Origin of the sequence: Plantibacter flavus (assembly GCF_051487245.1) — a bacterium.
Taxonomy (GTDB): domain Bacteria; phylum Actinomycetota; class Actinomycetes; order Actinomycetales; family Microbacteriaceae; genus Plantibacter; species Plantibacter flavus_B.
Map to the genome: position 1 here is coordinate 292,373 of NZ_JAHVDH010000002.1, position 18,997 is coordinate 311,369.

The 18,997-nt window shown below is 67.4% G+C and carries 17 protein-coding genes; 3 read left to right on the forward strand and 14 right to left on the reverse strand.

Features of this window, described 5'->3' with window-relative positions:
- From alaS to KXS11_RS05220, 4 genes are all read right to left on the reverse strand, one after another.
- On the reverse strand, positions 1-2,655 hold the full coding sequence (alaS, locus tag KXS11_RS05205; RefSeq protein ID WP_437384470.1) for an alanine--tRNA ligase: 2,655 nt from the start codon (positions 2,653-2,655) through the stop codon (positions 1-3).
- A 66-nt stretch (positions 2,656-2,721) separates the two neighbouring features.
- The gene (locus KXS11_RS05210; protein WP_437384472.1) at positions 2,722-2,952 is read right to left on the reverse strand and encodes a hypothetical protein; all 231 of its coding nucleotides are present in this window, start codon (positions 2,950-2,952) and stop codon (positions 2,722-2,724) included.
- A 171-nt stretch (positions 2,953-3,123) separates the two neighbouring features.
- Positions 3,124-3,753 carry a 30S ribosomal protein S4 gene (gene rpsD / locus KXS11_RS05215; RefSeq protein WP_347868815.1) on the reverse strand — a complete coding sequence of 210 codons (630 nt, stop codon included), beginning with the start codon at positions 3,751-3,753 and terminating at the stop codon, positions 3,124-3,126.
- Positions 3,754-3,976: 223 nt separating this feature from the next.
- On the reverse strand, positions 3,977-5,452 hold the full coding sequence (locus KXS11_RS05220; RefSeq protein WP_437384474.1) for a replication-associated recombination protein A: 1,476 nt from the start codon (positions 5,450-5,452) through the stop codon (positions 3,977-3,979).
- A gap of 184 nt (positions 5,453-5,636) precedes the next feature.
- Here KXS11_RS05220 and KXS11_RS05225 point away from each other — a divergent pair, with 184 nt between their 5' ends.
- The 3 genes from KXS11_RS05225 (at position 5,637) to KXS11_RS05235 (ending at position 8,570) form a co-directional block, all read left to right on the forward strand.
- Positions 5,637-6,443: a peptidylprolyl isomerase gene (locus KXS11_RS05225; RefSeq protein ID WP_437384475.1), complete on the forward strand. Its 807-nt coding sequence runs from the start codon at positions 5,637-5,639 to the stop codon at positions 6,441-6,443.
- Between the two features lie 134 nt (positions 6,444-6,577).
- A complete protein-coding gene (locus KXS11_RS05230; RefSeq protein ID WP_437384477.1) occupies positions 6,578-7,807 on the forward strand; it encodes a DUF349 domain-containing protein in 1,230 nt (409 codons plus the stop codon).
- A gap of 94 nt (positions 7,808-7,901) precedes the next feature.
- Positions 7,902-8,570 (forward strand): hypothetical protein, encoded by a 669-nt coding sequence (locus KXS11_RS05235; RefSeq protein ID WP_437384479.1) that lies wholly within the window; start codon positions 7,902-7,904, stop codon positions 8,568-8,570.
- Here KXS11_RS05235 and KXS11_RS05240 read toward each other — a convergent pair.
- From KXS11_RS05240 to pdxS, 10 genes are all read right to left on the reverse strand, one after another.
- Positions 8,557-10,812, reverse strand: a complete 2,256-nt coding sequence (locus KXS11_RS05240) for a RelA/SpoT family protein (RefSeq protein WP_437384481.1) — start codon at positions 10,810-10,812, stop codon at positions 8,557-8,559. The genes KXS11_RS05235 and KXS11_RS05240 overlap by 14 nt on opposite strands.
- A gap of 47 nt (positions 10,813-10,859) precedes the next feature.
- A complete protein-coding gene (gene secF, locus KXS11_RS05245) occupies positions 10,860-11,900 on the reverse strand; it encodes a protein translocase subunit SecF (RefSeq protein ID WP_437384483.1) in 1,041 nt (346 codons plus the stop codon).
- Entirely contained in the window at positions 11,900-13,651 is a 1,752-nt protein-coding gene (gene secD, locus KXS11_RS05250) for a protein translocase subunit SecD (protein ID WP_437384485.1), read from the reverse strand. The genes secF and secD overlap by 1 nt, the downstream gene beginning before the upstream one ends.
- Positions 13,652-13,715: 64 nt before the next feature.
- On the reverse strand, positions 13,716-14,096 hold the full coding sequence (locus tag KXS11_RS05255) for a preprotein translocase subunit YajC (protein WP_437384865.1): 381 nt from the start codon (positions 14,094-14,096) through the stop codon (positions 13,716-13,718).
- A 72-nt stretch (positions 14,097-14,168) separates the two neighbouring features.
- Positions 14,169-15,200 (reverse strand): Holliday junction branch migration DNA helicase RuvB, encoded by a 1,032-nt coding sequence (gene ruvB, locus KXS11_RS05260; protein ID WP_437384487.1) that lies wholly within the window; start codon positions 15,198-15,200, stop codon positions 14,169-14,171.
- Positions 15,197-15,823: a Holliday junction branch migration protein RuvA gene (gene ruvA / locus KXS11_RS05265; RefSeq protein ID WP_437384489.1), complete on the reverse strand. Its 627-nt coding sequence runs from the start codon at positions 15,821-15,823 to the stop codon at positions 15,197-15,199. The genes ruvB and ruvA overlap by 4 nt, the downstream gene beginning before the upstream one ends.
- A complete protein-coding gene (gene ruvC, locus KXS11_RS05270; RefSeq protein ID WP_437384490.1) occupies positions 15,820-16,452 on the reverse strand; it encodes a crossover junction endodeoxyribonuclease RuvC in 633 nt (210 codons plus the stop codon). Before ruvC ends, ruvA begins: the two co-directional genes overlap by 4 nt.
- A 97-nt stretch (positions 16,453-16,549) precedes the next feature.
- Entirely contained in the window at positions 16,550-17,311 is a 762-nt protein-coding gene (locus KXS11_RS05275) for a YebC/PmpR family DNA-binding transcriptional regulator (RefSeq protein WP_437384492.1), read from the reverse strand.
- 90 nt (positions 17,312-17,401) lie between these two features.
- Entirely contained in the window at positions 17,402-17,998 is a 597-nt protein-coding gene (pdxT, locus tag KXS11_RS05280) for a pyridoxal 5'-phosphate synthase glutaminase subunit PdxT (RefSeq protein ID WP_437384493.1), read from the reverse strand.
- A gap of 39 nt (positions 17,999-18,037) precedes the next feature.
- The gene (gene pdxS, locus KXS11_RS05285; RefSeq protein WP_437384494.1) at positions 18,038-18,943 is read right to left on the reverse strand and encodes a pyridoxal 5'-phosphate synthase lyase subunit PdxS; all 906 of its coding nucleotides are present in this window, start codon (positions 18,941-18,943) and stop codon (positions 18,038-18,040) included.
- Positions 18,944-18,997 lie beyond the last annotated feature (54 nt).

The following is an 18,997-nucleotide window of genomic DNA, read 5'->3' on the forward strand; positions in this document are numbered from 1 at the left end:
TCAGCCGATCTCGCGAGCGATGGCGGCGAGGGCATCGCCGAGCGCAGCGGCATCCACGCCGCCGCCCTGGGCCATGTCGTCCTTGCCTCCACCGTTGCCGCCGAGCACACCGGCGGCGATGCGCACGAGCGCACCCGCCTTCTGTCCGGCGTCGCGTGCACCCTGGTTCGTGGCCACGACGATCGCGGGCTTGCCTGCGACCACCGCACCGAGCGCGACGACCGCAGGAGCAGCGCCGAGTCGCTCGCGCAACTGGGTGACGAGGGTGCGGACGTCGTTCGGCGAAGCCAGCTCCCCCAGCTGCTCAGCGACGAGGGAGACGGGGCCCACCTGGTGCGCTGTCTGGACGAGCGCCGGAATCCGGTCGCTGAGGCCGCGCGCCTCGAACGCCGCGATCTTCTTCTCGGCTGCCTTCAAGTTGGCGACCAACTCCGCGATGCGTTCCGGCAGCTGTTCCTTCGGCGTCTTCAGGCTGCCCGAGAGCTGCGACACGAGCGCGCGCTCGGCGGTCAGATCGCGGAACGCCTCGAGGCCGACGAGCGACTCGACGCGTCGGTTGGTGGAGCCGACCGAGGACTCGCTGATGAGGTTGATCATGCCGATCTCGGCGCTCGAGCCGACGTGGGTGCCGGCGCACAGCTCACGCGACCAGGGACCGCCGATGTCGACCACTCGGACGGTCTCACCGTACTTCTCACCGAAGAGCGCCATGGCGCCGAGGGCTTTCGCGTCGTCGAGGGCCATCTCCCGCGTGTTCACGAGCAGGTTGTCGCGGATCGCGTTGTTGGAGATCTCCTCGATCTCGGACTTCGTCGCCGTCGAAAGCGCCTGGTTCCAGGTGAAGTCGAGGCGCAGGTAGCCCGCCTTGTTCGAGGAGCCGGACTGGTGCGCGCTCTCCCCGAGCACCTGCCGCAGCGCGGCGTGGATGATGTGGGTTCCGGAGTGCGCCTGCTGCGCACCACGACGGTAGCTCGCGTCGACGATCGTGGTCGCCGGCGAATCGACGCCGACCTCCCCCTGGCTCACCTGCACCTTGTGTGCGATCAGACCCTTGACCGGCTTCTGGACGTCGAGGACCTCGAGTTCGTAGCCGGGACCGACGATGACGCCCTGGTCGGCCTCTTGTCCGCCGGACTCGGCGTACAGCGAGGTCTCGGCGAGGATCACCTCCGCGATGTCGCCGGCGACGGCCCGTTGGACCGGGTGACCGTCGACGATGATGCCGAGGATCCGCGACTCCGTCTCGAGGTCGGTGTAGCCCGTGAAGACCGTCTCGCCCTTGGCGCGGATGTCGCTGTAGACGGAGAGGTCCGCGAGGACGCTCTTCTTCGCCTTCGCGTCGGCCTTCGCCCGTGTCCGCTGAGCGGTCATGAGCTCGTCGAACGCGACGCGGTCGACGGCGAGTCCTGCCTCCTCGGCGATCTCGAGCGTCAGGTCGATCGGGAAGCCGTAGGTGTCGTGCAGAAGGAATGCGGAGTCGCCAGGCAACTTGTCCTGGCCGGTCTCCTTCGTCTTGTTCAGCGCGAGGTCGAGGATGGTCGTGCCGCTCGCGAGCGTGCGGAGGAAGGTCTCCTCCTCGGCGAACGCACTCTGTGAGATGCGTCCGTAGTCCGTCTCCACCTCCGGGTATGCCGCCTTCATCGCGTCACGCGAGGCGGCGAAGAGCTCGGGGAACGTGGCCGTGTCGACGCCCAGCAGACGCATCGCTCGCACCGACCGGCGAAGCAGGCGACGGAGGATGTAGCCCCGGCCTTCGTTCGACGGCGTGATGCCGTCGCTCATGAGCATGAGTGAGGAGCGGACGTGGTCTGCGATGACGCGCATCCGGACGTCGTCCTCGTGGTCGGCGCCGTACCGTCGGCCGCTCAGCTCGGAGGCACGATCGAGGACCGGACGGACCTGGTCGATCTCGTACATGTTCTCGACGCCCTGCTTGAGGAAGGCGACCCGCTCGAGCCCCATCCCGGTGTCGATGTTCTTCTTCGGCAGTTCGCCGACGATGTCGAAGTCGACCTTGCTCGTCACGTTCTGGATCAGGTACTGCATGAAGACGAGGTTCCAGATCTCGACGTAGCGGTCGTCGTCGGTCGCGGGACCGCCGTCGATGCCGTATGACGGGCCTCGGTCGAAGAAGATCTCCGAACATGGGCCGGCGGGGCCCGGCTGACCGGTGGACCAGTAGTTCGTGTCCTTGTCGAGACGCTGGATGCGGTGCTCTGGCAGGCCTGCGACGCGCTTCCACAGGTCGATCGCCTCGTCATCGTCCTTGTAGACGGTGACCCACAGGTCCTTTTCGTCGAAGCCGAGGCCGCCGGTGGACTCACTGCCGGTGAGGAGCTCCCACGCGTACGTGATGGCGCCCTCCTTGAAGTAGTCGCCGAAGGAGAAGTTGCCGTTCATCTGGAAGAACGTGCCGTGACGCGGCGTCTTGCCGACCTCTTCGATGTCGTTGGTGCGGATGCACTTCTGCACACTCGTCGCGCGATCGAAGGGCGCAGGGACGACCCCGGTGAGGTACGGCACGAAGGGCACCATGCCGGCGACGGTGAAGAGCAGAGACGGATCGTCGCTCACGAGGGAGGCGGAGGGGACGACGGTGTGCCCCCGATCGCCGAAGAAGGTGAGCCAGCGGGAGCGGATGTCAGCGGTGTCCATGGTGTCCGTACGTCGGGGGTGTGCGTGTGTCGGTGTGCGTGTTGCGGTGTCGCGCTCGGCGACGGGTTACTTCGTGAGGTCGTCGATGACGTCCTCGGCGCGCTCGGCCACGGCCTCGGCGGTGTCGCGGAGCTGGGCTTCGCGTTCCTTGTAGGCGTCACCGACCGTGTCGGTGAACTCCTTGATCCGCGAGTCGAGTTCGGTGAAGAACCGCTTGCCGGACTGCGTCTTGTTGACCTCGTGCGCGACGACGAAGCCGGCGCCGATTCCGACGATCAGCCAGAACACGTTCTTCATGGGGACTCCTCATCTCCGATGCGACCGCCCGAGCACTGCAGACCGGGCCAAGCACCCATCGTAGTCGAGCGCAGTGGTCGCACGCCGCTCCGGAGCCGCCCGACGGAACGACGAAGGGGCACCGGCGTAAGCCGATGCCCCTTCGTGCTGCGCCCGGAATCGGGCAGAGTGCTAGCGGGCCGCGTAGTACTCGACGACGAGCTGCACTTCACAGGTCACGGGGACCTCGGCGCGCTTCGGACGACGCTCGAGACGAGCCTGGAGCTTGTCGAGCTCGACCGAGAGGTACGCGGGCACCTTCGGCAGAACGTCGACGTGCCCGCCGGCAGCAGCGACCTGGAAGGGCTCGGTGCCCTCGGAGCGTGCCTTGACGTGGATGAGCTGACCCGGCTTCACGCGGAAGGACGGGCGGTCGACGAGCTGGCCGTCGACGAGGATGTGACGGTGCACGACCATCTGACGAGCCTGCGCCGTGGTGCGGGCGAAGCCGGCACGCAGGACGAGTGCGTCGAGACGGGTCTCGAGGATCTCGACCAGGTTCTCACCGGTTAGGCCCTGGGTGCGACGTGCCTCCTGGAAGGCGATCTTGAGCTGAGCCTCGCGGATGCCGTACTGGGCGCGCAGGCGCTGCTTCTCGCGAAGACGGACGGCGTAGTCGCTGTCTGCCTTGCGCTTGGTGCGGCCGTGCTCACCGGGAGCGTAGGGACGCTTCTCGAGGTACTTGGCAGCCTTCGGGGTGAGGGCGATGCCGAGGGCCCGCGAGAGGCGGGTCTTGCTGCGGGTACGTGACTTGGTAGACACGGTTTCCTTTCAAATGAAGTCTCAAACGATGAATGACCGGCGAGAGAACACGCCGGTGATCCGGAATCACACCGGACAAAGTCAGAGGGGTCTGCCGGGGCTGTTCGGCTACAGAACACGCCCGTCGAACCCGGTGATCGAGCAGCCGCGCAGTCACACCGGTTCTAGGCGGATCAATACTAGCACGACAGGCGGTGCGCGGCCGGTCTGGGCCGTGGCCGCATCACTCGCCGCGCACGATCTTCCGGAGCTTGTCGAGGCGAGCGGAGATGTCGCGCTCGTTCCCGTGGTCCGTCGGCTCGTAGTAGCGGACGTCGCGGAGTTCGTCCGGCAGATACTGCTGGGCGACGACGCCGATCGGGTGATCGTGCGGATACCGGTAGCCCTTGCCGTGCCCGAGTCGCTTGGCGCCGGCGTAGTGCGCGTCCCGCATGGGCTTCGGGACGCGCCCGAAGGCGCCAGCTCGGACGTCCGCGATCGCTCTGTCGATCGCGGTGTAGGCGGCGTTCGACTTCGCGGCCGTCGCGAGGTAGACGACGGCCTCGGCGAGCGGGATCCGCCCCTCCGGCATTCCGATGAACTGGACGGCGTCCGCGGCGGCGACCGCGATCGGGAGCGCCTGGGGATCCGCGATGCCGATGTCTTCTGCTGCCGAGATGATGATGCGACGGGCGATGAACCGTGGGTCTTCGCCTGCTTCGATCATGCGTGCGAGATAGTGCAGGGCGGCGTCGACGTCGGACCCTCGGATGCTCTTGATGAACGCGCTGATGACGTCGTAGTGCTCGTCGCCGTTCCGGTCGTAGCGGAGCAGTGCACGGTCGACGGCCTGTGACACCAGTTCGTCGGTGATGACGGGTCCGCGCGGAGTGGTCTGCCCGTGCGATGCGTCGTCATCATCTCCGTCGCCGGTGTCGTCCTCCGCCTCCGGATCGTCGTCCTCGTCCGCGCCGAGGTCGAGCAGACCGGAGTCGTCGAGGTCGAGCTCGCCGTCTGCGACTCCCCGGCCGGTGCCGAGGTCGGCGTCGGCCGCGATCGCCGCGGCCTCGAGGGCGGTGAGCGCGCGCCGGGCGTCGCCCGACGAGAGCTGGATGAGAGCTGCCCGCGCCTCGGGCGTGATGGTGAACCGCCCGCCGAGCCCTCGTGGGTCGGTCGCAGCACGGTCGAGGAGGACGCCGAGGTCGTCGTCGCTCAGCTGCTCGAGCGTGAGCAGCAGGGAACGCGACAGGAGTGGCGAGATGACCGAGAAGGACGGGTTCTCAGTAGTGGCGGCGACGAGGATCACCCAGCCGTTCTCGACGCCGGGAAGCAGGGCGTCCTGCTGTGCTTTCGTGAAGCGGTGGATCTCATCGAGGAAGAGCACGGTCGAGCTGCCGTAGAGGTCGCGGCTCGACATCGCCTCGTCCATGACCTGTCGAACGTCCTTCACGCCGGCCGTCACTGCGGAGAGCTCGACGAACCGACGGCCTGAGCTGTGGGCGATCGCCTGTGCGAGCGTGGTCTTGCCGGTGCCCGGTGGACCCCACAGGATGACGGACACGGCCGCCTGGGTGCCCTCGCGGTCGCTTGCGAGGCGCACCAGCGGTGAACCCGGCCGCAGGAGATGCCGCTGTCCTGCCACCTCCTCGAGGCTGCGAGGGCGCATGCGCACGGCGAGCGGTACCGGTGCGCCGGCGATGCCGGGTCCTCGACTGAACATTCCTCCAGGCTAGCCGCAGCGTGTGACACCGCACGCCCTGCGGAAGGACTGCGAACGGTGGCGAGCCGTTTGCCGCCGGTCGAGCCGTCCCCGTAAGGTTCTCCTTGGTCGTCCGCTTCGATGCGGGGCGGCTATGACAGCGCGATGCCGCCGCTCACGGGCCGCGGCACCTGGAGGGAACGACGTGGCAACGAGCAAGGGTCCGGACAAAGAGGCGCGCGCGGCGCGCGCGCGGCTGCGCGGCTACAACGCCAGGCGCACCGTGCACGAGCACCGCGCGAAGCGCCGTGTCCGCGACAACGTGATCGCCGCAGCCGCGCTCGTCGTGATCCTCGCCGGAGCGACCGCCGCGCAGGTCTTCTACTTCTCAGGGGGCCCTGGCACTCCCGTCGCCACGCCGACCGCGACGGCTGAGGCCGGTGCCTGTGGGATCACGGGAGCCACGGACGGCGCCAACACCGGCGACGTTCCCGCGACGACCGTGGCCGAGGACCGCGACTGGACCGGCGAACTCACGATCAACGACGTGGTCATGAACCTCACGCTCGACGGGGCGTGCGCACCACAGGGCGTCTCCTCCTTCATCTCGCTCGCGCAGTCGGGCTTCTACGACGGCGTGACCTGCCACCGTCTCACCACGAGCGGCATCTACGTGCTGCAGTGCGGCGACCCCGACGGCACCGGAACGGGCGGACCGGGCTACAGCTACGGCCCGGTCGAGAACGCCCCGACCGACGACGTCTACCCGGCGGGAACGATCGCGATGGCGCGACAGGGTGGGAACGGGTACAGCAATGGCTCGCAGTTCTTCCTGGTCTACCAGGAGTCCACCATCCCGTCGGACGCTGCGGGCGGCTACACCGTGCTCGGTCAGATCACGAGCGGCCTCGACGGTCTCCTGTCCTCGGTCGTCGCCGGCGGCGTGGCCGACGGCTCGGGCGATGGCAAGCCGGCGGTGCCCGCGACGATCACCTCGGTGACGGTGCAGTAGGGGCGTGCAGTAACCTGCACCAGACGGATACGACCGAAGCAAGCCGTCTCCCGTGCTGAGCCACGGGGTAATAGGCTTGTGGATCGATCACGATCGCCGTGAGAGGCGATCAACACACAGCAAGGGTGATGCGCGTGACGAGTTCAGAGATCGAGCCGTGGGGCCGAGTGGACGACGACGGAACCGTCTACGTCCGCGAGGCGGACGGTGAACGAGCGGTCGGGCAGTATCCCGACGGCTCGAAAGAGGAGGCGCTCGCCTACTTCGAACGCAAGTTCACGGATCTGGCAGGTCAGGTCACGCTCCTCGAGCAGCGCGCGAAGCGCGGCGCACCGGCGTCAGACGTCGCCAAGGCGGTCAAGTCGATCACTCGCCAGGTCGAGTCGGCGAACGCCGTGGGCGACCTGCAGGCGCTCCTGACCCGTCTCGGCAAGCTCGACGGAGCGGTGAGCGAGCTCACCGAGGCGCAGACGCAGGAGGCGAAGGCAGCGCTCGACGAGGCCGTCCGCTCACGCGTCGCGATCGTCGAGGAAGCCGAACAACTCGCTCAGCAGGACCCGGCCAGGGTGCAGTGGAAGCAGACCTCGACTCGTCTCGACGAGCTGTTCGCAGAATGGCAGCGCCAGCAGCACGACGGTCCTCGACTGCCGAAGAACGACGCGAACGAACTGTGGAAGCGATTCCGCACCGCACGCGCCACGATCGAGCAGCACCGCCGGGCCTTCTACACCGAGCTCGACTCCGTGCACAAGGAAGCCCGTGGCATCAAGCAGAAGCTGGTTGAGCGCGCAGAGGCGCTCATCCCGAAGGGAGCCGACGGTGTGCCCGCTTACCGCAGCCTGCTCGACGAGTGGAAGCACTCGCCGCGCGCCGGCAAGCGGCAGGACGACGCGCTGTGGGCGAAGTTCAAGGCGGCAGGCGACGCGATCTACGGCGCGAAGGCCGAGATCGACGCTCGCGACAACGAGGAGTTCCAGGGCAACCTGGAGCTGAAGCTCGCCGTCCTCGCCGACGCCGAGCCGATCCTCGCCGACACGAACCGCGATTCGGCACGGAAGTCCCTTTCGGACATCCAGCGCCGCTGGGACGAGATCGGCAAGGTGCCGCGTGAGCAGGTCCGCGTCGTCGAAGACCGCCTCCGCAAGATCGAGACGCATGTGAAGCAACTCGAGGACGAGCACTGGAAGCGCAACAACCCGGAGACCAAGGCCCGGACCGAGGGGCTCGCGAGCCAACTGGCAGACGCCATCGCGAAGCTCGAGGACGAGGTCGAGGCAGCCCGGGCGTCCGGTGACGCCGACCGCCTCACCGCGGCGGTCGAGGCGCTCGACGCGCGGAAGGCCTGGCTCGGAGCGATCCGCTAGCCGACCGTCCTCCACCCGCGGTCCGACGACCGCGTTTCTCCACAGATCCGACGAACGATCCTCCTGGGGCCGCTGGCTGCAGGAGGATCGTCGTATGTCCAGCCCCTCGTACCGATACGCTCCCCCGGCGGCGGATGCCACCCCGCCGACACCCCACCGACTCCCCGCATACCTGCAGCCGCCGCAGCTCTCGATCGCGGAGTTCGCGGCCGCGCGGCTCGACGGTGAGGTCTTCGCGTACGAGGACGGCTACTGCAGCGTCGACGAACCCGACACGGTGAGGTTGCGTCGCGATGTCCTCGCGAACCTGCCCGGACTCAGACGGGCCACCATCGCCGAGATGAGCGCAGCCTGGCTGTACGGCGCGGTGCTGCTCGCGCCGCGAATCCATACCGGATACGTCGCTGCGACCGGGCGCAGCGCCAACTCGCCGCGGCTCCGACTCAGACAGGTGGGGCTGCGCACGGACGACACCGAGGACTGCGGCGGCCTCCAGGTCACGACGCCGACGCGCACCGTCGCAGATCTCGCGCGACGTACCGGGTCCGACGCGGGGCCGGCGCTCGAGGCGATCCGAGGCCTCTTCGTCCTCGGGCTCTCGTCTCCCCGGGAAGTCATCACCTGGGTCGACGACCGGCGACGGGTGATCGGCGGTTCGCGCATCCGCCGAGTCGTGGAGTCCGCCGCCGAGGTTCCGCTCCCAGGTCTCGAACCCGGTCGCAGCGAACTGGAATCGTGGGCGCTGCCGCTCAGCCGCCGTTGACGCGGTACACGTCGTACACCGTGTCGATCCGCCGCACCGCGTTCAGCACGCGGTCGAGGTGCGTCGTGTCTCCCATCTCGAAGACGAACCGGCTGATCGCGAGCCGATCGCTCGAGGTGTTGACCGTTGCCGAGAGGATGTTCACGTGGTACTCGGACAGCACACGGGTCACGTCGGACAGCAGTCCTGCACGGTCGAGTGCTTCGACCTGGATCTGCACGAGGAACACACTCTTCGATGAGGGCGCCCACTCGACGTCGATCATGCGCTCGGGCTCCTGGAGGAGGCTCTGCACGTTGTGGCAGTCGGAACGGTGCACGGAGACACCGGAGCCTCTGGTCACGAATCCGACGATCTCGTCGCCAGGCACCGGTGTGCAGCATTTCGCGAGCTTCACGAGGATGTCGGGAGCCCCGAGCACGAGGACGCCCGAGTCGCTGTTCTGCAGACGTTCGCGACGACCGCCGCGGACGGGCAGCGTGAACTCCGTGTGCTCGCTGTCGGCGTCCTTCTGGAGCAGGGCGACGACCTTCTCGAGCACCGACTGCGTCGAGACATGTCCCTCGCCGACGGCGGCGTAGAGCGCCGTGACGTCCTCGTAGCGCAGCTGAGCTGCGACCTCCGCGAACGAATCCTGGTTCATGAGCTTCTGCAGCGGCAGGTTCTGCTTGCGCATGGCGCGCGCGATCGCGTCACGGCCCTGCTCGATGGCCTCGTCGCGTCGCTCCTTCGTGAACCACTGCCGGATCTTGTTCCGGGCTCTCGGGCTCTTGACGAAGTTCAACCAGTCCTGGCTCGGACCGGAGTCAGGGTTCTTCGAGGTGAACACCTCGACGACGTCGCCAGTGTTCAGCGAGCTCTCGAGGGGCACGAGGCGTCCGTTGACGCGCGCACCCATCGTGCGGTGACCGACCTCGGTGTGCACGGCATACGCGAAGTCGACCGGGGTGGCACCGGCGGGCAGGCCGACGACCCGACCCTTCGGAGTGAAGACGTAGACCTCCTTCGCGCCGATCTCGAAGCGAAGGGAATCGAGGAACTCCCCGGGATCGGCCGTCTCGGCCTGCCAGTCGGAGATGTGGGCGAGCCAGGCCATCGAACCGTCGGGCTCTGCTGACGACGTGGCCTTCCCGCCGTTCATCCGCTCCTTGTACTTCCAGTGCGCGGCCACGCCGAACTCGGCACGCTGGTGCATCTCGTTGGTGCGGATCTGGATCTCGACCGGTTTCCCACCCGGGCCGACGACCGTCGTGTGCAGTGACTGGTACAGGTTGAACTTCGGCGTCGCGATGTAGTCCTTGAAGCGTCCGGGTACGGGTGTCCAGCGCGCATGGATCGAACCGAGCACGGCGTAGCAGTCACGAAGCGAGTTCACGAGGACGCGGATGCCGACGAGGTCGTAGATATCGTCGAACTCGCGTCCGCGGACGACCATCTTCTGGTAGATCGAGTAGTACTGCTTCGGCCGCCCGGCGACCTTGCCGCGGATCTTCTGAGCCTTGAGGTCCTCGTTGACCGAGTCGATCACCTGCTGCACGTACTCTTCGCGTTGCGGCGTGCGCTGCTTCACGAGCGACTCGATCTCCGCGTAGAGCTTCGGGTAGAGCACGGCGAAGGAGAGGTCCTCGAGTTCCCACTTGATCGCCTGGATGCCGAGGCGGTGGGCGAGCGGAGCGTAGATCTCGAGCGTCTCGGTCGCCTTCTTCGCGGCCTTCTCGGCCGGCACGAACCCCCAGGTGCGGGCGTTGTGCAGACGGTCGGCCAGCTTGATGATGAGTACTCGGATGTCCTTCGACATCGCGACGATCATCTTGCGGACGGTCTCAGCCTGCGCGCTGTCGCCGTACTTGACCTTGTCGAGTTTCGTGACGCCGTCGACGAGCATCGCGACCTCGTCGCCGAAGTCGGCGTGCAACTGATCGAGGGAGTAGTCGGTGTCCTCAACGGTGTCGTGGAGAAGGGCTGCGACGATCGTCTTGGGGCCGATACCGAGATCCGCGAGGATCTGCGCGACGGCCACCGGATGCGTGATGTAGGGCTCGCCGCTTTGACGCTTCTGGCCGGAGTGAGCCCGTTCAGCCACCGTGTAGGCGCGCTCGATGAGCGCGAGGTCTGCTTTCGGGTGATGCTGCCGCACCGTCCGCATGAGGGTGTCGACCGCCCCCGCGGGCTGGGCCTTCGAGAAGATCCGAGGCACCAGACGGCGCAGGGAGGCCGTCGAGGATGTCGTGGTGTCCGCCATCTCAGGCCTCCCTGCGTTCGTGCACGCGGTTGTTCGTCTCTATCGGGTCAACGCGCCAGGGGCGCGTCTGCTTCCGTGAGTTCGCCGTCGGCGTCATCCGAGCCCTGAGCCCGCTCACGGGTCTGGAGGACGCGCTTGTCGTGCTTGGCGATCCGAGGCTCGCTCTGACGGAAGTTCGCGTACAGCGGTGCCGCAACGAAGATCGTGGAGTACGTGCCGACGAGGATACCCACGAGGAGCGCGAGCGAGATGTCACGGAGTGTGTCGGCGCCGAGGACGAAGGCGCCGAAGAACAGGATGGCCGCGACGGGCAGTGCCGCGACGACTCCCGTGTTGATCGACCGGACGAGCGTCTGGTTCACCGCGAGGTTCACCGACTCACCGAAGGTACGCGAGGCACCGTCGGCGTCGAGCGTGGTGTTCTCACGGATCTTGTCGAAGACCACGACGGTGTCGTACAGGGAGAACCCGAGGATCGTCAGGAATCCGATCATCGCGGCAGGCGTGATCTCCCAGCCGGTCGCAGCGTAGACACCCGCGGTGATCAGGAGGTCGTGGACGAGCGCGAGGAGCGCCGCGACCGACATTTTCCAGGTGCGGAAGTACAGCGCCATGAGGATCGCCGCGAGGATCAGGAAGACGACGAGGCCGATGATGGCCTGTTTCGACACGTCCTGACCCCAGGACGGACCGATGAACGAACTCGTGATGTCGGACTGCTGGACGCCGTACGCCTTGGCGAGGGCGGCCGAGACCTCCTGGGTGACCTTGTCGTTCTCGAGCTGGTCCGTCTGGACACGCACCGAGCTCCCACCGACCACGGTGACGTGGGTCGTCGCGCCGGGGACGACTGAGGAGACGGCCTGCTCGGCGAGAGCCTGGTCGGTGCTCTGCACGTCCGCGATCTGGAACTGCGAACCGCCGCGGAACTCGATGCCGAAGTTGAAGCCGCCCTTGACCACGGGGATCAGGATGGAGAGCGCGATCGCGACGATGGCGATCGTGTACCAGATCTTGCGCTTGCCGACGAAGTCGTAGGAGCGCTTACCGGTGTAGAGCTCGTTTCCGAACCGTGCGAACGCACCCATCAGGAGTCCTTCCCATCGGTCGGCAGATCGTCTGATCTGGTGTCGGAGCTGCCGCCCACGAGGGCCGCCTGCTTGCGTTCTGCGATCGTCTGACGCTTGGCCGCCTCACGGCTGCTGGAGGCCGCCTTGCTGCCGGCTGCCGCAGACGGCTTCCGGAACTCGGCCCGGCCGCGGTAGATGGCTCCGAGCGCCGACGGGTCGAGGCCGGTGAACGGCTTGCCGCTGTTGAAGAGCTTGGTCTGGCCGAGCAGCTGCATCATCGGGTGGGTGAACAGGAGCACGACGATGACGTCGATGATCGTCGTCACGCCGAGGGTGAGCGCGAACCCGCGCACGTTGCCGATCGCGAGCACGTAGAGCACGACAGCCGAGAGCAGGTTGACGCCCTTCGCCGCATAGATCGTGCGCTTCGCACGCTTCCAGCCGGCCTCGACGGCGGACTCGAGGCCACGGCCGTCGCGGAGCTCGTCCTTGATGCGCTCGAAGTACACGATGAACGAGTCGGCTGTGAATCCGATCGCCACGATCAGGCCGGCGATGCCGGCGAGCGACAGTCTGAACCCCTGTCTCCAGGACATCAGCAGGATCACGATGTAGGTCAGGACGGCGGCCGCCACGAGCGACGCGATCGTCACGGTACCCAGCAGCCGGTACTGGAACAGCGTGTAGATGACCACGAGGATGAGTCCGATGAGACCGGCGATCAGGCCGCTCTCCAGCTGGGTCGAGCCGAGGGTCGCTGAGATCGTGTCCTGGCTCTGCACCACGAAGCTGATCGGCAGTGCGCCGAACTTCAACTGGTCGGCGAGCGTCTTGGCCGAGTCCTGCGTGAAGGAGCCGCTGATCTCGGGCTTGCCGTCGGAGATGACGGCGAGCGACTGCGGAGCGGAGATGACGTTGCCGTCGAGCACGATCGCGAACTGGTTCTGTGGGCTCTGCAGCGAGGTCAGGCGACCGGTGACGTCTGCGAAGAGCTTGGTGCCCTTCTCGTTGAAGACCGGGTAGACGGCCCACTCGCCTGTGCTGGCTCCGGAGCTGGTCGTCTTGATGCCGGCGCTGGCGTCGGAGAGGTCCTCGCCGGACACCTCGACCGGGCCGAGGATGTACTTGAAGCTGCCGTCGACCTCACACGTGATGAGCGGTTCAGCGGCAGGCGCAGCGGTTGCGTCGAGCGAGTCCGCCTCTGCCGCGCAGTCGTACGCCTGGAACGCGGCGTAGAGCGCAGGGGTGACCTGCGACAGGTCGCTGGCGTCGGTGGGTGCTGCGGTCGGCGTGCTCTCGAGGCCCGGATCGGGCGTCGGGTACGGTGTGGACGAACCGTCTTCACCGATGAAGGTGTTCGAGGGCTGCCCCGGGGTCAGCTGCTGCGAGGTGAGCACCGGGCGGAACTCGAGCTTCGCGGACGACTGGATGCGGTTCAGCGTCGCCTCGTCGGGCGTGCCCGGGATCGCGACGACCACGTTCTGGCCCTGCGTCGTGATCTCGGCTTCGGAGACACCGGAGGCGTCGACGCGCTGGCGGATGATCGCCACAGCCTGGTTCAGCTGTTCGTTGGAGACCGTCTGCCCGGATTCGAGCTTGGGAGCCAGGATGATCTGGGTCCCGCCTTCGAGGTCGAGAGCGAGTTTCGGCGTCCAGGAGCTGTTCCCCCAGAGGACTCCGGCCGCGTTGATCGCGAACAAACCGATGAGGATTACGCCAAGCCAGGTGAGCGAACGCCACGCTTTCTTGACCGGAGTCGACTTTGCCAAACTCGGAACTCAGCTTTCTCTGCCGGTGATGGCGGCGACGCCATCACCCGGGAAGGGGTTGGGACTAGTCGTCGCTCTTCTTGGGCTTCGAGGAGTCCTCGACCCGCTGACCGAACTCAGGCTCTGCGTCGAGCGCCGAGGCGTCTTCCGGGATGGACTCGACCGCGGGTGCCTCGTCGACCGTCTCAGCGACGACCGGCGGCACGACGGCGCCTGCGTAGCGGGGGTCGATGGTCACGATGACGCCGGGAGCGATCTCGACGTCGGCCTTGCGGGCGTCGCGGTCCATCGAGATGAGCGTGCCGTACACACCGAAGCCGGTGAGCACCTCAGCACCCGGTACGAGCTTCTGCTCGGTCACCGCAGCCTGCTTCTTCCGCTTGTTGTTGCTGACCATCATGAACACGATCATGACGCCGGCGAGGCCGAACAGGACGAGGGTCATTGCATCCACGATGGGAACCTTCCAGAGGAGATTGGGGACGGGAGACGTTCAGAACGCACCGCCAAAGGGAAATTATAGGCCATCGAGGGTGGAACCATGCTGAGAAGGTGTCCGCCCGAAGTGTCGCCAGGCAGCCGGCGTCGCGATCCGTCCGCGAGGGGTGCGGGTGATCAGGCCGATCCTGACCAGGAACGGCTCCACGACCGACTCGATCGTCTCCGGCTCCTCGCCCACCGAGACGGCGAGCGTGCTGAGTCCGACAGGACCCCCGGCGAACCGGTCGAGCATGCCCTCCATGACGGAGCGGTCGAGCCGATCGAGCCCGAGGGCGTCCACGTCGTACAGGTCGAGTGCAGCTCGGACCGTGTCGAGATCGGCGCGGCCGCCGTGGACGAGCGCGTAGTCGCGCACGCGGCGCAGGAGCCGGTTCGCGATGCGGGGCGTTCCTCGACAGCGACCGGCGATCTCGGCGACGGCGCGACCGTCGATGTCGAGCCCGAGCAGATCCGCGGTGCGGTGCAGCACCTGCTCCAGCTCCGCCTCGTCGTAGAACTCGAGGTGGGCGGTGAAGCCGAATCGGTCGCGCAACGGGTTCGGGAGCAGACCGGAACGGGTCGTCGCGCCGACGAGCGTGAACGGTGCCAGCTCGAGCGGGATGCTGGTCGCACCGGCGCCTTTGCCCACCATGATGTCGATCCGGAAGTCCTCCATGGCCAGGTACAGCATCTCCTCCGCCGGCCGGGCCATGCGGTGGATCTCGTCGATGAAGAGCACCTCCCCCGGTGTCAGCGAGGACAGCACGGCCGCGAGGTCTCCGGCGTGCTGGATCGCCGGGCCACTCGTGAGCCGCAACGGTTTGCCGGTCTCGTGGGCGATGATCATCGCGAGGGTCGTCTTGCCGAGCCCGGGAGGACCCGCGAGCAGGATGTGGTCGGGCGTGCGGTTCTGCATGCCCGCTGCGGTGATGAGGAGCTGCAGCTGCCCTCGGGCTTTGGACTGCCCGACGAACTCGGACAGGGAACGGGGACGCAGCGCACCCTCGAAGGCCAGCTCCGAGTCCGACTCGGAGGCCGGGTTGGTGAGGTCGTCGGAGAAGTCGGTCACGAGGTGCGGCCTCCGGCGTGTGCCGGGCCGAGCCTGCCGAGGGCGAGACGGATGAGGGAAGGCACCGTCGAGAGGTCGGCGGATGTCGCGTCGGCGGACGCCTCGACCACGGCCTGGGTGGCCGTCTTCTCAGGCCAGCCGAGCCCGATGAGCGCCGTGACGACCTGGTCGGCGATCGCAGCGGCGTTGACGGTGGTGGCGGGAGCCTCGGGGCTCGTCCTCGTCACCTTCAGCTTGCCGGCGAGTGAGACGGTGATGAGCTTCGCCGTCTTCGGACCGATCCCCGACACCTTGCGGAAGGGTGCGTCGTCCTCAGCCGAGATCGCTGCGGCGATCTGCTCGGGCGTCAGGGCCTCGAGCACTCCGAGCGCCGACTTGGGACCGACCCCGGTGACGCTCGTGAGGAGTTCGAAGACCGAGAGTTCCTCTGTGGAGCGGAAGCCGAACAGCGACAGCGAGTCCTCGCGGACGATCAGGATCGTGGAGAGGCGCGCCTCCTCGCCGACACGGAGCGACAGGGCCATCGCTGGCGTCACCTGGACGGAGAAGCCGACACCGCCGACCTCGATGACGACGTGGCTGCCGACGGCGCTCAGGACCGTGCCGCGGAGGGAGGAGATCATGCTTCCAGCCTAGGGCTCTGCGCAGCGCGCCCTCGTCCGGCGGAAGCGCGTGAGGCGCCCCCGCGTTCGGCGGCGGCCCAGGCTCGCTGGGCGGGCGTGAGGCCGGCGCTGTCCTGCTTCGACGGCTGGGAGGGGGCGACGGCGGTCGACACCGTCGGCCGCCACGCGTGGCAGATCGCGAGGGCGAGCGCGTCCGCCGCGTCAGCGGGTTTCGGGAGTTCCGTGAGGCCGAGGATGCGGGCGACCATCGTCTGGACCTGGAGCTTGTCGGCGCGGCCGTATCCGGTGACGGCGGCCTTCACCTCACTCGGCGTGTGCAGCCCGACGGGGATCCCGTTGGCTGCGGCCGCATGCAGCGCGAGGCCGCTGGCCTGTGCCGTGCCCATGACCGTGCGGACGTTGTGCTGGGCGAACACGCGCTCGACGGCCATCGCGGTCGGCGACGTCCGATCGATGGCTGCGGAGATCCCTTGAGCGATCTCAAGGAGCCGTTGTTCGAGCGGTGCGTGCGCGTGGGTCGTGATGACGCTGTACTCGACAAGTGTCGCTTGGCGCCCCGGAAGGACGTCGACGACGCCGACACCGCATCTGGTGAGGCCGGGATCGATGCCGAGGACGCGCAGAGTCATGATCCGACCCTAGGCGCGTCCTTGTCGACGGCACCGCGCGCCGTGCGGAGTGTCGTACATTCGTTCGAACCGATGTCGCTCCGCAGCGCAGGGGCGACTACTCGTCGTCGGCTTCGAGTTCCGCCTGCACCTCGGGAGACAGATCGAAGTTGCTGTAGATGTTCTGCACGTCGTCGTTGTCCTCGAGGGCGTCGATGAGCTTGAACACCTTGCGCGCGGTCTCGGCGTCGATCTCGACCTTGAGGCTCGGCACGAATGCCACGTCGGCGGAGTCGTAGTCGATGCCCGCCTCCTGGAGCGCCGAACGCGTCGCGACCATGTCGCTCGGCTCGGTGAGGACCTCGAAGGTGTCACCCTCGGTGTTGACCTCCTCGGCGCCGGCTTCGAGGACCGCAGCGAGGATGTCGTCCTCGCTGGTGCCCTCCGCCTGGACGACGATGAGGCCCTTCCGGTGGAAGTTGTACGCGACGGAGCCCGGATCGGCCATCGTGCCGCCGTTCCGCGACATGAGCGTGCGGACGTCGGCTGCTGCGCGGTTCTTGTTGTCGGTGAGGCACTCGACCAGCAGCGCCACGCCGTTGGGGCCGTAACCCTCGTACATGATCGTGGTGTAGTCGACGACCTCGCCTGTGAGGCCGGCACCGCGCTTGACCGCGCGGTCGATGTTGTCGTTCGGGACCGAGGTCTTCTTCGCCTTCTGGATGGCGTCCTGCAGGGTCGGGTTGCCCGCGAGATCTGCACCGCCCATCTTGGCGGCGACCTCGATGTTCTTGATGAGCTTGGCGAACGACTTCGCGCGGCGACCGTCGATGACGGCCTTCTTGTGCTTGGTCGTTGCCCACTTGGAGTGTCCGGACATGTGCTCCCTAACTGCGTGAAAAGAACCTGACCAGTCTAGGCCAGAGCTCGCATGCTCGCGATCGAGACTGGGCGGTCGTGTCAGGGCGGGTCAGAGCGCCATTCGGACCTTGTCCAGGAAGTAGGCGTGGAAGCGGGTGTCCCCCGTCACTTCCGGGTGGAACGAGGTGCCGAGCAGGTTGCCCTGCTCGACCGCGACGAGGCGTCCATCGTCGAGCGTCGCCAGCGCGGTGACCGCGGTACCGGCGCGCTCCACCACGGGAGCACGGATGAACACGGCGTGGACCGGCGGATCGCCGAGGACCGGGATCGCGAGGTCGGTCTCGAAGGAGTCGAGCTGCGAGCCGAAGGCGTTCCGCCGCACGGTCACGTCCAATCCCCCGAGGCTCTCCTGTCCGGCGATGCCGTCGACGATGTGGTCCGCGAGCATGATGAGCCCGGCGCAGGTCCCGTAGACGGGCAGTCCGTCGCGGATGGCGGATCGCAGCGGATCAGCGAGGTCGAACGCGCGCGCCAGTTTGTCCATCACGCTCGACTCTCCGCCCGGCAGGACCAGTCCGTCGACGGCTTCGAGCTCCGCCGGCCGTCGGACGAGGGTGACCTCCGCGCCGAGCTGAGCGAGGACCGCGGCGTGCTCGCGGAAGTCCCCCTGGAGTGCAAGCACCCCGACGCGGGTCCGGCCGGTCATGAGTCGACCGGCCGGAGCACGTGGGTGACGGTGCGGTGGCTACCAGCCACGCTCGGCGAGCCGGTGCGGGGCGGCGAGGTCTGCGACGTTGATGCCCACCATGGCCTCCCCGAGGCCGCGCGACACCTCCGCGATCACCGACGGGTCGTCGTAGAACGTCGTCGCCTTGACGACGGCGGCGGCACGCTGGGCCGGGTTGCCGGACTTGAAGATACCTGAGCCGACGAAGACGCCGTCGGCGCCGAGCTGCATCATCATCGCGGCGTCGGCCGGGGTCGCGACGCCACCGGCCGTGAACAGGACGACCGGCAGCTTGCCCGTCTCGGCGATCTCGACGACGAGGTCGTACGGAGCCTGGAGCTCCTTGGCGGCGACGTACAGCTCGTCCTTCGACATCGAGGACAGGGCGGCGATCTCGGAACGGATCTTCCGGATGTGCTTGGTCGCCTCGGAGACGTCGCCGGTGCCGGCCTCGCCCTTCGAACGGATCATCGCGGCGCCCTCGTTGATGCGGCGGAGTGCCTCACCCAGGTTGGTCGCGCCGCAGACGAAGGGCACGTCGAAGCCCCACTTGTCGATGTGGTTCACGTAGTCGGCGGGGCTCAGCACCTCGGACTCGTCGATGTAGTCGACGTCGAGCGCCTGCAGGACCTGGGCTTCGACGAAGTGTCCGATGCGGGCCTTCGCCATCACCGGGATCGACACCTCGGCGATGATCGACTCGATGAGGTCGGGGTCGCTCATGCGGGCGACGCCGCCCTGCGAACGGATGTCGGCGGGGACGCGCTCGAGTGCCATCACGGCGACGGCTCCTGCGTCCTCGGCGATACGGGCCTGCTCGGCGGTGACGACGTCCATGATGACACCGCCCTTGAGCATCTCGGCGAGTCCGCGCTTCACACGGTTCGAGCCGTGTTCTCCAGTGGTGGTGCTGCGTTCGGTCATGGGCGCGAGCCTAGTTCCGAGCACCCTCGCCCTGCTCCGTCCACAGGCCAGAAA